Source organism: Cronobacter condimenti 1330 (genome assembly GCF_001277255.1).
Lineage (GTDB): Bacteria > Pseudomonadota > Gammaproteobacteria > Enterobacterales > Enterobacteriaceae > Cronobacter > Cronobacter condimenti.
Window position 1 is genome coordinate 4,012,933 of sequence record NZ_CP012264.1, and the last position, 13,278, is coordinate 4,026,210.

Genomic DNA, 13,278 nt, shown 5'->3' on the forward strand with positions numbered 1-13,278 from the left:
GCCTGCGCCACACTATTGCCCGATAGTAAAAACGCCATCGCTGGCGAACAGTACTTTTTAATTCACGCCTGCTGACAATCAGCAATCGCGCTTAATACCAGATCGTGCGGCACTCCGCCGCGCACTTCACTCTTCCCGATAGCCAGCGGCAGCACTAAGCGCAGCTCGCCAGCCAGAACTTTTTTATCACGCATCATGTGCGGCAGGTAAGCCTGCGGCGCCATAGAAGCAGGCCCCGTCACCGGCAACCCGGCGCGCTTGAGCAGCGCGATAATGCGCTCGACATCCTGAGCCTCAAACTGTCCGAGACGCTGGGCGGCCCGCGCAGCCATCACCATACCCGCTGCCACAGCCTCGCCATGGAGCCAGTTGCCGTAGCCCATCTCCGCCTCGATGGCGTGGCCAAAAGTATGGCCCAGATTGAGCAACGCGCGCATGCCGCTTTCGCGTTCATCTGCGGCGACAACATCGGCTTTGATCTCGCAGCAACGACGAATGCAATACGCCATGGCCGCGCCATCGAGCGCCAGCAGCGCATCGATATTCTCTTCCAGCCAGTGGAAAAAGTCTCGGTCGAGGATAATGCCGTATTTGATAACTTCGGCGAGCCCGGAAGAGAGCTCGCGCTTAGGCAGGGTGTTCAGACAGTCGAGATCGACCACCACGGAGGCGGGCTGCCAGAAGGCGCCTATCATGTTTTTGCCAAGCGGATGGTTAACGGCTGTTTTGCCGCCAACAGAGGAATCGACCTGCGAAAGCAACGTGGTCGGCACCTGGATGAAGCGTACGCCGCGCTGGTAGCAGGCAGCGGCAAAGCCGGTGAGATCGCCGATAACGCCGCCGCCAAGAGCGATGAGCGTCGTGTCGCGACCATGCGGTTTTTCCAGCAAGGCGCTGAATACGGTTTCCAGCACGGCGAGGCTTTTATGCTGCTCGCCGTCGGGCAAAATCACCTGGTCTACCTTCACGCCAGCCTGTTCCAGCGCTGAGCGGACTTTATCCAGCCACAGCGGTGCCAGTGTTTCATTGGTGACTAACATCGTCTGGTCACCTGCACGCAAAGGCCAAAAGGAAGCCGGATCGTTGAATAATCCGGCTGCGATGGTGATAGGGTAACTACGTTCCCCGAGAGTAACCGTTAACCTCTCCATGACGTTCAGTAACCTTCTGTGCTTTTACCCGCAGGTGAGTAAGGATTTCGCTGGAATCAGTTGTTTTCCAGCATATGAATAATCTGGTTAGCCACCACTTTCGCGCTCTGATCATCAGTGCGGATCGTTACGTCGGCAATTTCTTCGTACAGCGGATTACGCTCATTAGCGAGCGCTTCAAGCACTTCACGCGGCGGCGTATCAACCTGTAACAGCGGGCGTTTTTTATCACGCTGTGTACGGGCGAGCTGCTTTTCGATAGTGGTTTCCAGATAGACCACCACGCCACGCGCGGAGAGACGATTGCGGGTTTCGCGGGATTTGACAGAGCCACCGCCGGTCGCCAGTACAATACCCTGTTTTTCCGTCAGCTCATTGATGACTTTTTCTTCGCGATCACGGAAACCTTCTTCGCCTTCTACATCGAAGACCCAGCCGACATCAGCTCCGGTACGTTTTTCGATCTCCTGGTCGGAGTCGTAAAATTCCATGTTGAGCTGTTGTGCTAACTGACGCCCAATAGTGCTTTTGCCAGCACCCATAGGCCCAACCAGAAAGATATTGCGTTTCTCTGCCATTTTTTCGGTACTACTAAGACAAGTCGTTGATGATAAACCCGCGAGCAATAACCCTGAGCTGCGGGAAATGAACTGAAACCTCTTAAGCGATAGTGCGAGAGTCAGATCAAAAATTATCTCAACACTCAAGGTAGTTTGGCAACCGAATAAATCACCGCGTCTGACGCACAGGAGTGAAAAAACAACAACGGATGCACCGCCTCCGACCGACTCTCAAATCGGTACTCCTTGTATGCTAATTCCATCCCGGCGTCAAACATCCGGCGACGATAATGGCTAAAAACTCCCGTGCGGATCAGGCGCCGCTTATGATTCGCGGCGTAATAAACACCACCAGTTCGCGTTTTTCGTTGTCTTTACCGTCGTGGCGAAAAAGGCTCCCGAAGAGCGGAATATTTCCCAATAACGGCACCTGTTCATTACCAGCTTTATTTTTTTGCTGAAAAATTCCGCCGAGCGCCAGCGTTTCGCCGTCTTTAACCTCCACTTGCGTTTCTATCTCTTGTTTATCAATAGCTAATACTTCGCCGTCGGCCTGTTGCAGCACCTGGCCTGGCATATTCTGGCTGATGCGCAGCTTGAGACGAATACGTCCGCCCTCACCGATAGTTGGCGTCACTTCCATGCCGAGCACCGCCTCTTTAAATTCGATGGATGTCGCCCCGCTTTCGCCGCTTGATACCTGATACGGGATCTCGCTGCCCTGCTTGATGCTGGCTGGCTGCTGATGCGCAGCCAGCAATCGGGGGCTTGCGATAATTTCCACCTTTTGCTTCTGCTCAAGAGCTGAAAGCTCAAATTCCAGCATCCGCCCGTCAATACGTCCGATATTAAAGCCAAGCCGCGTGGTGGCGTTGGCGACCGCCAGATCGGCGGAAATAGTGGTCGGGTGATAGAGCTTCGTGGCACCTTCTGCATCAGCGGTACTCCATTTGACACCCAGTTCCCGCAGACTCTGCTGATTGATAGTGACAATATGCGCCGCCAGTTCCACCTGCCCCACGGGAATATCCATTTTTGCGACCCACTCCTGCACCTGACGCAGCGCGGCGGCCGTATCGCGGATCAACAGCCGGTTGGTGCGCTTATCTACCGTGACACTGCCGCGCGGTGTCATAAGCTTATCGCCAAGTGATGCCAGGGCAGCGGCCAGCTCTGTCGCCTCGGCATAACGCAGCGTGACGGTTTCACTGCCGAGCGGCAGATTCCGTGCCTGCTGCTGGCGGGACGCTTCACGCTGGGCCTGATTTTGTTGCTCCCAGGTTTCGGGATAAACGCGCAGTACGTTGTTCTCTTTCTGAAAACGTAGCCGCGCACTCTCCGCGACCATTCGAAACGCCTGCTGCCACGGCACATCCTGCAAATGCAGCGACACCACGCCTTCGACACCGGGTGCGACAACCAGATTCAGGTGCTCGCTTTCTGCAAGCGCCTGCAGCAGTTGCACAACGGGGGTTTCATCCGCCACCAGCGACATGTTGGGACTCGGCGGTGCCGCGCGTGCGGCTGTCATGACGAGTAATAATAAAGGAGGGAATATCCTTATCATGTTGTCTGTCCTTAAGCGTCCATACCAGAACCGAAGGGCGGCACCCTTCGCCATTTTTTAACGTCACGGTTGTGGTGTCAGCCCTTATCACCTGCCAGCCAGTCGCAAGCATCGCGCCAGGACTTACCCGCAGCCACGTTTTTTCAGGCTTCTGTAGCAGCACACGTATTGACTCGCCCTGTTTCACGCTGCCGCCGTAACGCCAGAGATCTGCCTGATGAAGCTGACAGCGCGCCTGCGGCGGCGCAAAGGGATCGCGCCCGCTCCATGTCGGTAAACAGACCAAAAAAAGCACACCGCCCAGCACGCTACTTTTCATGAGGCCGCTCCAGCTGCAGCGTCAGGCGCAGCGTTTGCGCCTCTTCCGTACTTAACGCAAATCCGTTCGCCAGCATGTCGCTTTCGGCAAGCGCCGCGAAGATCGCCGGCACGTTATTCCAGGTGAGCGCCAGCTCAAGCTCGCCTTTGTCTCCCTCTGGCTGCCAGCGGATAAGGTGCCCGTTCGGGCCGGGGTTCAGCGCCAGCGGCGAAAAGGGTTTAAGGGTAAGTTGCGCGTTAAGCGCGGCGATTGCAGGTTGTCGGTCTGGCAGCATGGACACCTGCCGCCGCAACGTTTGTAGCTCTCGTGCTTGTTGCTGAAGCTGCACCTTGAGCTGTTGACGATTGTCCGTGAGCGGCACAAGCCACGCGTAAGCCACGCCGGCAAGCAGCATCACCCAGCCAGCCGCACAGGCCGCACGCAGCGAAACAGGGCCCGTGAGCCAGCGATCAATCAGTAATCGCATCGCCAGGATCCTTATGCAGCGAAAGGTGAAACCGCCAGTAGCCTTCTTTTTCGCGACGCATCTCGCCAGGCGCGAGCCGGGTAAACGGTGTCAGCCGCTGTAATGTTTCTTCAAAACCTGGCAGTGCCTGCGCGTCATACGCGTTGCCGGTAAGCTCCAGCCGATCGTCATGAAAACGCAGCGCCGTCAGCCAGAGCGAATCAGGCAGCGTGTCGGCGAGCGTCTGTAGGCGTTGCTCCCACGCGGCGACCGACTGGCGATGACTTTCCCGACGCTGCCAGCGCAGACGCAGCGCCTCATATGTCTGCGCCGCCCGCCGCGCTTCCCGTAATGTGGTTTTATAGCCGGTAATGGCGTTCGCCTGTTTTTCTGCCCGTTGCTCAAAGGCACGTAACTGGCGCGCAAGAATGCCGTGGGCAAAACCTGTTGCAAGCACGGCGGCGAGCGCGGCGAAAGTAAAAAAGCTTCCCCAATGAATGAGCCGCGTCCGCCGCCGCACATGCCGCCACGGCAGAAGATTAATGTGCCGCCTCATTACGCCGCTCCCAGCGCCAGACCAATGGCGACCGCAAACCGCCCTGTCTCATCCGGCGTCGGCGGACAGGGCCACGTGATAGCCTGCCACGGATCGAATGTTAGCCATCCGCCCGCCTCCGGCAGCGGTGCACCGCAGAGCGCGATTTCATGCGCCTGTACGTTAAGTTGCGCGCCGAGCGCTGCCAGCCCCTCCGCGCCTGTATTGGGCAGCGCGCCCCAGCGTTCGCGCGTTGCCCATAGCCATTGCGCGCCTACCTGCGTCACGACGACCCGGCATGCATCATCGATAAACGGAAAGAAACAGGCGAGCGCGCTGGCGTCAGGCGTTAACGCGGCTGGCGTGAAACGCAGCGCGCGGGCACAGGTCATCAGTTCTGCCACCTCGGTGGCGCGCGCCGCCGTCACGGCATATCCGTCTCCAGCCTGCGTTTCGGCATAGTCAAAGGCAAGTGCGTCAGGCGGCAGCGAGAGTTGACGTGCCGCCACGGCACCCAGCCAGGCTTCGCACTCGGGTTCGCACAGCGCAGTGACCGGACGGGGAAGCTCCCGTTGTAACGTCCGCTGCGCCGGAAACCCAAGCCGAATGGAGTGATAGCGCGGTAGTTGCGCGCGCCAGGGCGTCAGCGTTTCGATTAACGCCTGCCGACGCTGTTCTTCGTCACGATGAACGGCCAGCGGGAGTGACCACCAGCGCTGCTGCCGCCAGCCGCCTCGTTTACGCGACAGCGCCACGGCGGTGACGCTATCTGTTTGAATATGTAAGCCTATTTGCCATTGTTTGCCGATCACTGGTGACGTTCTCCCTGTCCCGCAAAATGAAAATGCCATATCAATGCTTCAGGCTTGCCTTTATACTACCGCGCGGTTGTTTATAAACTGCCCAACAGAAACTAAATGGGAAATCCTCGGTGAAGTTCGTAAAGTATTTATTCTTCCTTGCAGTCTTTTGCATTCTGCTGGGAGCCGGCTCGATTTATGGTCTGTATAAATTTATTGAGCCGCAGTTGCCCGATGTCGCCACGCTAAAAGATGTGCGGCTCCAAATCCCTATGCAGGTGTATAGCGCCGACGGTGAATTGATCGCCCAGTACGGCGAAAAGCGCCGTATTCCGTTGACGCTTAACCAAATCCCGCCTGAAATGGTGAAAGCATTTATCGCCACGGAAGATAGCCGCTTTTACGACCACCACGGCGTTGATCCCATCGGGATTTTCCGCGCCGCAAGCGTGGCGCTGTTCTCCGGTCATGCCTCGCAGGGCGCGAGTACTATTACGCAACAGCTGGCGCGTAACTTCTTCTTAAGCCCGGAACGCACCCTGATGCGTAAAATCAAGGAAGCCTTTCTCGCGGTGCGTATTGAGCAACTGCTGACGAAAGATGAAATCCTTGAGCTTTACCTGAATAAGATTTACCTCGGCTACCGCGCTTACGGCGTGGGTGCGGCCGCACAGGTCTATTTCGGCAAAACGGTCGACCAGCTCTCCTTAAGCGAAATTGCGGTCATTGCGGGTCTGCCGAAAGCGCCGTCGACATTTAACCCGCTTTACTCACTCGATCGCGCGACAGCGCGCCGTAATGTGGTGCTGTCACGTATGATGAGCGAAGGCTATATCAGCCAGTCGCAGTATGACGACGCTCGCAGCGAAGAGATCAACGCCAATTATCACGCGCCGGAAATCGCCTTTTCCGCGCCGTACCTGACCGAAATGGTGCGTCAGGAGATGATTAGTCGTTATGGCGAAAATGCCTATGAGGACGGTTATAAGGTCTACACCACGATCACCCGCCGTGTTCAGCAGGCGGCGCAGAAAGCCGTACGCGATAACGTCATGGATTACGATATGCGCCATGGCTACCGCGGCCCGTCTAACGTGCTGTGGCGTGTCGGTGAAATGGCGTGGGACGACAAGAAAATCACCGATTCGCTGAAAAACTTGCCGACCTATGGACCGCTACTGCCTGCGGTCGTCACTTCAGCGAACACGGATGAAGCCACGGCCCTGCTGGCGGACAGTTCTACGGTCTCGTTAAAAATGGACGGTGTACGCTGGGCCCGCCCGTACCGTTCAGATACGTCACAAGGCCCGACGCCGCGCCGCATCACTGACGTGCTGCAGGCCGGACAGCAGATTTGGGTTCGTAAAGTGGATGACAACAGCTGGTGGCTGGGTCAGGTGCCGGATGTTAACTCCGCACTGGTCTCCATTAACCCGAAAGATGGGTCGGTGCTGGCGCTGGTAGGCGGTTTCGATTTCAACCAGAGCAAGTTTAACCGCGCAACCCAGGCGCTGCGCCAGGTAGGCTCGAATATCAAGCCGTTCCTGTACACCGCGGCGATGGACAAAGGGCTGACGCTCGCAAGCATTCTGAACGACGTGCCGATTTCCCGCTGGGATGCGGGTGCCGGTTCCGACTGGCGACCGAAAAACTCTCCGCCGGAATATGCGGGGCCAATCCGCCTGCGTCAGGGGCTGGGGCAGTCGAAAAACGTGGTGATGGTCCGCGCGATGCGCGCGATGGGCGTCGACTACGCCGCGGAATATTTACAGCGTTTCGGCTTCCCGGCACAGAATATCGTGCATACAGAATCGCTGGCGCTTGGTTCCGCCTCCTTCACGCCGTTGCAGGTGGTTCGTGGCTATGCGGTGATGGCGAACGGCGGTTTTCTGGTAGATCCGTGGTTTATCAGCAAAATCACCAACGCCCAGGGCGATCCGTTGTTTGAGGCAAAACCGAAAATCGCATGTCCGGATTGTGATATCCCGGTGATTTACGGCGAAACGCCGAAGTCGGACGTACTGGAAAATAAAGATGTGGAAAACGTCGCGACCTCTGCCGAACAGCAGAATGCTCCGGTGCCGATGCCGCAGCTTGAGCAGGCAAACCGTGAACTGGTCGCGCAAAGTCCGGCGCCGCAGTACGCACCACACGTCATCAGTACGCCGCTGTCATTTTTGATTAAGAGCGCGCTGAACAGCAACATTTTCGGCGAGCCGGGCTGGCAAGGTACGGGCTGGCGCGCAGGTCGCGATCTTCAGCGTCGCGATATCGGCGGTAAAACCGGGACGACGAACAGCTCGAAAGACGCCTGGTTCTCCGGCTACGGGCCGGGCGTGGTGACGTCTGTCTGGATAGGCTTTGACGATCACCGCCGCGATTTGGGTCGCACCACGGCCTCCGGCGCAATCAAAAACCAGATCTCTGGCTATGAGGGCGGCGCGAAAAGCGCACAACCGGCGTGGGATGCTTATATGAAAGCGGCGCTCGAAGGCGTGCCGGAAGAGCCGTTAACGCCGCCGCCGGGTATCGTGACGGTGAATATTGACCGCAGCACCGGCCAACTGGCCAATGGCGGCAACAGTCGTGAAGAGTATTTCATCGAAGGCACGCAGCCGACCCAACAGGCCGTGCATGAAGTCGGTACAACGATTATCGACAACGGGGAAACCCACGAACTGTTCTAAAAGACAAAACGGCAACCTAAGGTTGCCGTTTTTTTTATAAGTACTCTCCCGCCCCGACGGCGATGAAAGTAATACTGTATCAGGCCGCTATAAACGTCCCTGCCCCTTCAGCCACTCTCTGACCAGGAATAACGCGCTGACGTTACGGGCTTCGCTGAAGTCCGGATCCTCCAGCAGGTCCATCATATGGGCGAGTGGCCAGCGCTCCTGAACCAGCGGCTCAGGCTCATCACCCTGCAACGTTTCCGGGTACAAATCTTCGGCCACCAGAATATTCATTTTGCTGGAGAAATAAGACGGCGCCATGGTGAGTTTTCGCAGGAACGTTAGCGCATTCGCGCCAAAGCCCACTTCTTCTTTTAATTCCCGATTGGCGGCCTCGTAAATATTTTCACCCGGATCGATAAGCCCTTTGGAAAATCCCAGTTCATAGGATTCCGTGCCCACGGCATATTCACGAATCAATACCAGATGGTCGTCGATAATCGGCACAATCATGACGGCTTCACGTTCGGACGGGCGCATGCGCTCATAGATGCGTTTTTCGCCGTTACTGAAGGCCAGACTTACCTGTTCGACACTGAAAAGTCGCGAGCGGGCGACCGTTTCGATATTTAAAATAGTGGGTTTTTGTAGGGGTTTATTCATGTTAACCGGCCACCGGATGACAATATCTCTGTTCATTGTGCGACACACCGCACGGTTCGGGCAATGTGAATCGTTTTTTATTTACATTCCCGCAACCTCTCACGCGCACAAAACCGAAATACCCATTTATGTCAAGAGGTTGAATTTAAAATAAGAATTTGCTGATATTTCCGCGTATCTCGCTTTGCTAACATTGATTTACCGATGGTATGCCTCAAATAATTTCACTCAAATTGAACCCATACCTGTCGATTTTTGTTCATTGTTCTGCCTTAATGTTGCATAGGCAATACTTGTTTACATTTGCATTGAGTACCGTGATTTGATGGGGAAAGCATGAGCACCTTGTTGATTTTAGTCGCTGCTATGCTGGCCTGCATCGTCATTGCAGGCTGGTGGATAAAGCGCAAAATTCGCCCCCGTCATCCCCGTTTACCCGCCCAGGTTTTTGCTGGCGCCACGACCCGTAAACTCAGCAGTGAAGAGCGTAGCGCCATCGAAAGCTATCTGGAGACGCTCTCGCGTTTTCAGGACTCGCCGACGCCAACGGGTGCTATCAAAGCGCCGGTTAAGCTCACGCTCACGCCGCAAAGCAGCACCGTCTTCAGCATTCGTCGCGCCATTACACGCTATGGCCTGTCGTCTGACGATCCGAACAAATGGCGCTACTACCTGGATTCGGTAGAAGTACATCTGCCGCCGTTCTGTGAACAATACATCACGGACGATAATAGCGTTGAACTCATCCGCACCGCGACGTTACCGCTCGTCATTTCGCTTAACGGGCACTCCATTCAGGAGCATGTGCACGAGGCGCGTGGCTACGTGCTGGAAGGCCCGGCATCTGGTCTGGCATCCATTCGCGGCGAAGAGAGCGAACAAATTGAGCTGCTGAATATTCGTCAGGAGACGCAGGAAGAACATGCGCTCGGCCGCCCGGATGGCCTGCGTGAAGCGCTGCTCATCTGTGCCGCGTTTGTGCTCTTCTTTCTCTGTCTCGTTACGCCGCTGATGATGCTGCCGTGGCTTGCAGGCGGCGCGATTTTACTGCTCGGTGCTGGCCTGTGGGGGCTTTACGCGCCGCCGGCGAAAACCGCGCTGCGTGAGATCCACTGTCTGCGTGGCACACCGAAGCGCTGGGGCTTGTTTGGCGAAACCAATCAGGAACAGCTTAATAATATTTCGCTCGGCATTATCGATCTTATCTATCCGGCCCACTGGCAGCCCTTTATCGCGCACGATTTAGGCCAGAAAACGGATATTGATATCTACATGGATCGTCATGTAGTACGTCAGGGACGCTTCCTCTCGCTGCATGATGAAGTGAAGCACTTCCCGCTCCAGCACTGGTTACGCAGCGCCGTCATCGGCGCAGGCGCGCTGCTGGTATTGCTGCTCCTGACGCTCTGGGTGCCGCTCGACATGCCTTTTAAGTTAACGTTGTCCTGGCTTAAAGGCGCCCAGACGGTAGAAGCCACAAGCGTCGCGCAGCTCGAAGAAGCGGGCCTGCGCGTTGGTGATACGCTGCGCATTGACGGTACGGGCATGTGTAATATTCATCTGCCGGGCCGTTACACCTCGCGTCAGAACTACCCGTTTATGCCGTTCGACTGCTCGCAAATTCTCTGGAATAACGCCAGTCCACTGCCGCTGCCGGAATCTGATACGGTCGCTAAAGCCACGGCGCTTGCTGACGCGGTGAACCGGCAGTTGCACCCGCAGGAAGGCGACACAAAAATCAACCCGCAACTGGCGTCGGCCATTCAGAAATCGGGCATGGTGCTGCTGGATGATTTCGCAGAAATCGTGCTGAAAACCGAAGCGCTTTGCACCGGTGAAGAAGAGTGTGTCAGGCTGAAAAACGCGCTGGTTAATCTGGGTAACACCAAGGACTGGCCTTCGCTCGTCAAGCGCGCCGGTGAAGGCAAGCTTGACGGTATTAACGTTCTGTTGCGCCCGGTTAGCGCCGAATCGCTCGATAATCTGGTGATTGCCTCCACCGCGCCGTTCTTTGTACGTGAAACCAGCCGCGCGGCGCAGTCGCTCAATAGCCCACCGCCGGGCGGATTTATGATTATCAGCGATGAAGGCAAAGATATGGTGAATCAGCCGCTACCGCCGACCTCGCTGTATGACTTCCCGCCGCAGGAGCAGTGGAAAGAGTTCCAGCGTCTGGCTGGCATGCTGATGCAGACGCCGTTTCATGCCGAAGGCGTCGTCACCAGCCTGCGCACCGACGCTAACGGCACACAACACGTCACGCTCAGCAGTATTCCTGACAGCGCCGGCCTCTGGCGCTATTTCGGCACATCGCTGCTCATGCTGGTGATGCTGGTTTGCGCGCTTTATAACGGTCTGGCGGCTCTGCGCCGCTGGCAGCGCAGCCGCACCCGTATCGAAGAAATCCAGCGCTATTACGAAAATTGCTTTAACCCGCAGCTGGTTCCCTCCGCCGATATTCGCCCCCTGTTCTGATAATCCGGCGGCGACAGGTTTATGGTAACCTGTCGCCCCTTTTTTCCTCAGGCGGGAGTTCCCATGACTATTGATATCGCCTGGCAGGAGGTTGATACCGTTCTGCTGGACATGGACGGCACGCTGCTCGATCTGGCGTTCGATTCCTTTTTCTGGCAGAAACTGGTGCCCGAAACCCTAAGCCAGCAGCGCGGCATCTCGCTGGATGATGCCCATCGCCATATCCATGCCGAATATCACGCCGTGCAGCATACGCTAAACTGGTACTGTCTGGATTACTGGAGCGAGCGCCTGGGGCTGGATATTTGCGCCATGACCACCGAACAGGGGCCGCGCGCGCTGATACGCGAAGACACCGTGCCGTTTCTCGACGCGCTAAAAGCCTGCGGCAAGCGACGTATCCTGCTGACCAACGCGCACCCGCATAATCTGGCAGTAAAGCTTGAGCATACCGGGCTTGCTCAGCACCTTGATTTATTACTTTCCACCCACACATTTGGTTATCCAAAAGAGGATCAGCGGTTATGGCAGGCCGTTGCCCGGCATACCGGCCTTGATGCGTCGCGGACGTTGTTTATTGATGACAGCGAGCCGATTCTCGATGCCGCCGCGCGGTTTGGTATTCGCTACTGTCTTGGCGTCACCAATCCGGATTCAGGCGTTGCGGAGAAGCGCTATGAGCGCCATCCGGCGCTTGGCGATTACCGGCGGCTGATCCCCTCGTTGCAAACCGAGGAGTCGTGATGAAAGAGAAATCCACCGAAGGCGTCCGTCTGGACAAATGGCTCTGGGCGGCACGCTTCTATAAAACCCGCTCGCTGGCCCGCGAGATGATTGAGGGCGGTAAGGTGCACTACAACGGGCAACGGACCAGACCCAGTAAAATTATCGAACCGAACGCAGTATTAACGCTGCGCCAGGGAAACGATGAACGCACGCTGGTGGTGAAAGGTATTACCGATCAGCGACGACCGGCAAGCGAGGCGGTACTGCTGTACGAAGAGACGGCAGAAAGTATCGAAAAGCGTGAAAAACTTACGCTCGCGCGTAAACTCAACGCCCTTTCCATGCCGCATCCGGATCGCCGCCCGGATAAAAAAGAGCGCCGCGATCTGATCAAATTTAAATTTGGCGACAGCGAATAACCGTCACGCCAGGAGAGAGAATAATGGCTCAACACGACCAATTACACCGCTATCTTTTTGAAAATTATGCCGTACGCGGCGAACTGGTGACGGTTTCAGAAACCTGGAAACAGATCCTCGAAAACCACGATTACCCGCAGCCAGTCAAGGCGCTGCTGGGTGAACTGCTGGTCGCCACCAGCCTGCTGACCGCAACGCTGAAATTCGCAGGCGACATTACCGTTCAGTTGCAGGGCGACGGCCCGATGACGCTTGCAGTCATTAACGGCAACAATCAGCAGCAGATGCGCGGCGTTGCGCGTGTGCAGGGTGATGTCCCGGCTGACGCGGACCTGAAAACGCTGGTCGGTAACGGCTATCTGGTTATCACCATTACGCCGGAAGAAGGCGAGCGCTATCAGGGTGTCGTCGGCCTTGAAGGCGATACCCTGGCTGCGTGCCTGGAAGATTACTTCATGCGTTCTGAACAGCTGCCGACTCGCCTGTTCATCCGTACCGGCGAATCAGAAGGTCAGCCCGCCGCAGGCGGTATGCTCCTGCAGGTACTGCCCGCGCAGGATGCCCAGACAGAAGATTTCAACCATCTGGCGACACTGACCGAAACCATCAAGGCAGAAGAGCTGTTCACGCTGCCTGCCAACGATGTGCTGTGGCGTCTGTACCATGAAGAAGAAGTGACCCTTTACGATCCGCAGGCGGTGGAGTTCAAATGCTCCTGCTCGCGCGAACGCTGCGCCGACGCGTTGCGCACGCTGCCGGATGAAGAAGTCACACAGATCCTGGAAGAAGACGGCGAAGTGGATATGCACTGCGATTATTGCGGCACCCACTACGTCTTCGACGCGATGGATATCGCCGGGCTCCGCAAAAATGTTTCACCGGCAGACCCGCAGTTACACTAAAACACTGACGCCGCCCGACACCTGCCAGGCGGCGTTTTTTACTG

13 protein-coding genes are annotated in these 13,278 nt (G+C 56.6%); 5 read left to right on the forward strand and 8 right to left on the reverse strand.

Annotation, left to right across the window (positions count from 1 at the left end):
* Nucleotides 1–62 precede the first annotated feature (62 nt).
* The 7 genes from aroB to AFK62_RS18510 form a co-directional block, all read right to left on the reverse strand.
* Nucleotides 63–1,151: a 3-dehydroquinate synthase gene (aroB, locus tag AFK62_RS18480; protein ID WP_032984378.1), complete on the reverse strand. Its 1,089-nt coding sequence runs from the start codon at nucleotides 1,149–1,151 to the stop codon at nucleotides 63–65.
* 56 nt (nucleotides 1,152–1,207) lie between these two features.
* Nucleotides 1,208–1,729 carry a shikimate kinase AroK gene (aroK, locus tag AFK62_RS18485; RefSeq protein ID WP_004386573.1) on the reverse strand — a complete coding sequence of 174 codons (522 nt, stop codon included), beginning with the start codon at nucleotides 1,727–1,729 and terminating at the stop codon, nucleotides 1,208–1,210.
* 295 nt (nucleotides 1,730–2,024) lie between these two features.
* A complete protein-coding gene (gene hofQ, locus AFK62_RS18490; RefSeq protein ID WP_071884407.1) occupies nucleotides 2,025–3,278 on the reverse strand; it encodes a DNA uptake porin HofQ in 1,254 nt (417 codons plus the stop codon).
* Nucleotides 3,187–3,597 (reverse strand): HofP DNA utilization family protein, encoded by a 411-nt coding sequence (locus AFK62_RS18495; RefSeq protein WP_007671925.1) that lies wholly within the window; start codon nucleotides 3,595–3,597, stop codon nucleotides 3,187–3,189. The genes hofQ and AFK62_RS18495 overlap by 92 nt, the downstream gene beginning before the upstream one ends.
* On the reverse strand, nucleotides 3,587–4,063 hold the full coding sequence (locus AFK62_RS18500) for a HofO family protein (RefSeq protein WP_053532073.1): 477 nt from the start codon (nucleotides 4,061–4,063) through the stop codon (nucleotides 3,587–3,589). The genes AFK62_RS18495 and AFK62_RS18500 overlap by 11 nt, the downstream gene beginning before the upstream one ends.
* A complete protein-coding gene (locus AFK62_RS18505) occupies nucleotides 4,047–4,598 on the reverse strand; it encodes a PilN domain-containing protein (RefSeq protein ID WP_032984376.1) in 552 nt (183 codons plus the stop codon). The genes AFK62_RS18500 and AFK62_RS18505 overlap by 17 nt, the downstream gene beginning before the upstream one ends.
* Complete coding sequence (locus tag AFK62_RS18510; RefSeq protein ID WP_007671922.1) at nucleotides 4,598–5,389, reverse strand: type IV pilus biogenesis protein PilM; 792 nt, start codon at nucleotides 5,387–5,389, stop codon at nucleotides 4,598–4,600. Before AFK62_RS18510 ends, AFK62_RS18505 begins: the two co-directional genes overlap by 1 nt.
* Nucleotides 5,390–5,508: 119 nt before the next feature.
* Here AFK62_RS18510 and mrcA point away from each other — a divergent pair, with 119 nt between their 5' ends.
* Complete coding sequence (gene mrcA, locus AFK62_RS18515; protein ID WP_007671921.1) at nucleotides 5,509–8,064, forward strand: peptidoglycan glycosyltransferase/peptidoglycan DD-transpeptidase MrcA; 2,556 nt, start codon at nucleotides 5,509–5,511, stop codon at nucleotides 8,062–8,064.
* A gap of 87 nt (nucleotides 8,065–8,151) precedes the next feature.
* Here the strand turns inward: mrcA and nudE are convergent, their stop codons facing one another.
* Nucleotides 8,152–8,712, reverse strand: coding sequence for an ADP compounds hydrolase NudE (gene nudE / locus AFK62_RS18520; protein ID WP_032984374.1), 561 nt, complete (start codon nucleotides 8,710–8,712; stop codon nucleotides 8,152–8,154).
* A gap of 336 nt (nucleotides 8,713–9,048) precedes the next feature.
* Between nudE and AFK62_RS18525 the strand changes: the two genes are divergently transcribed.
* From AFK62_RS18525 to hslO, 4 genes are all read left to right on the forward strand, one after another.
* Nucleotides 9,049–11,187, forward strand: coding sequence for an intracellular growth attenuator family protein (locus AFK62_RS18525; RefSeq protein WP_007671918.1), 2,139 nt, complete (start codon nucleotides 9,049–9,051; stop codon nucleotides 11,185–11,187).
* A gap of 63 nt (nucleotides 11,188–11,250) precedes the next feature.
* Nucleotides 11,251–11,931 (forward strand): GMP/IMP nucleotidase, encoded by a 681-nt coding sequence (gene yrfG, locus AFK62_RS18530; RefSeq protein WP_007671917.1) that lies wholly within the window; start codon nucleotides 11,251–11,253, stop codon nucleotides 11,929–11,931.
* Nucleotides 11,931–12,332, forward strand: coding sequence for a ribosome-associated heat shock protein Hsp15 (gene hslR, locus AFK62_RS18535; RefSeq protein ID WP_007671915.1), 402 nt, complete (start codon nucleotides 11,931–11,933; stop codon nucleotides 12,330–12,332). Before yrfG ends, hslR begins: the two co-directional genes overlap by 1 nt.
* A 23-nt stretch (nucleotides 12,333–12,355) precedes the next feature.
* Entirely contained in the window at nucleotides 12,356–13,234 is an 879-nt protein-coding gene (hslO, locus tag AFK62_RS18540; RefSeq protein WP_007671914.1) for an Hsp33 family molecular chaperone HslO, read from the forward strand.
* Nucleotides 13,235–13,278 lie beyond the last annotated feature (44 nt).

What these genes read in the sequence shown, in the direction of transcription:
- AFK62_RS18495 (WP_007671925.1), bottom strand. Translation starts at nt 3,597, where the DNA reads ATGAAAAGTAGCGTGCTGGGCGGTGTGCTTTTTTTGGTCTGTTTACCG.
- hslR (WP_007671915.1), top strand. Translation starts at nt 11,931, where the DNA reads ATGAAAGAGAAATCCACCGAAGGCGTCCGTCTGGACAAATGGCTCTGG.
- hofQ (WP_071884407.1), bottom strand. Translation starts at nt 3,278, where the DNA reads ATGATAAGGATATTCCCTCCTTTATTATTACTCGTCATGACAGCCGCA.
- AFK62_RS18500 (WP_053532073.1), bottom strand. Translation starts at nt 4,063, where the DNA reads ATGCGATTACTGATTGATCGCTGGCTCACGGGCCCTGTTTCGCTGCGT.
- yrfG (WP_007671917.1), top strand. Translation starts at nt 11,251, where the DNA reads ATGACTATTGATATCGCCTGGCAGGAGGTTGATACCGTTCTGCTGGAC.
- aroB (WP_032984378.1), bottom strand. Translation starts at nt 1,151, where the DNA reads ATGGAGAGGTTAACGGTTACTCTCGGGGAACGTAGTTACCCTATCACC.
- nudE (WP_032984374.1), bottom strand. Translation starts at nt 8,712, where the DNA reads ATGAATAAACCCCTACAAAAACCCACTATTTTAAATATCGAAACGGTC.
- aroK (WP_004386573.1), bottom strand. Translation starts at nt 1,729, where the DNA reads ATGGCAGAGAAACGCAATATCTTTCTGGTTGGGCCTATGGGTGCTGGC.
- AFK62_RS18525 (WP_007671918.1), top strand. Translation starts at nt 9,049, where the DNA reads ATGAGCACCTTGTTGATTTTAGTCGCTGCTATGCTGGCCTGCATCGTC.
- AFK62_RS18505 (WP_032984376.1), bottom strand. Translation starts at nt 4,598, where the DNA reads ATGAGGCGGCACATTAATCTTCTGCCGTGGCGGCATGTGCGGCGGCGG.
- hslO (WP_007671914.1), top strand. Translation starts at nt 12,356, where the DNA reads ATGGCTCAACACGACCAATTACACCGCTATCTTTTTGAAAATTATGCC.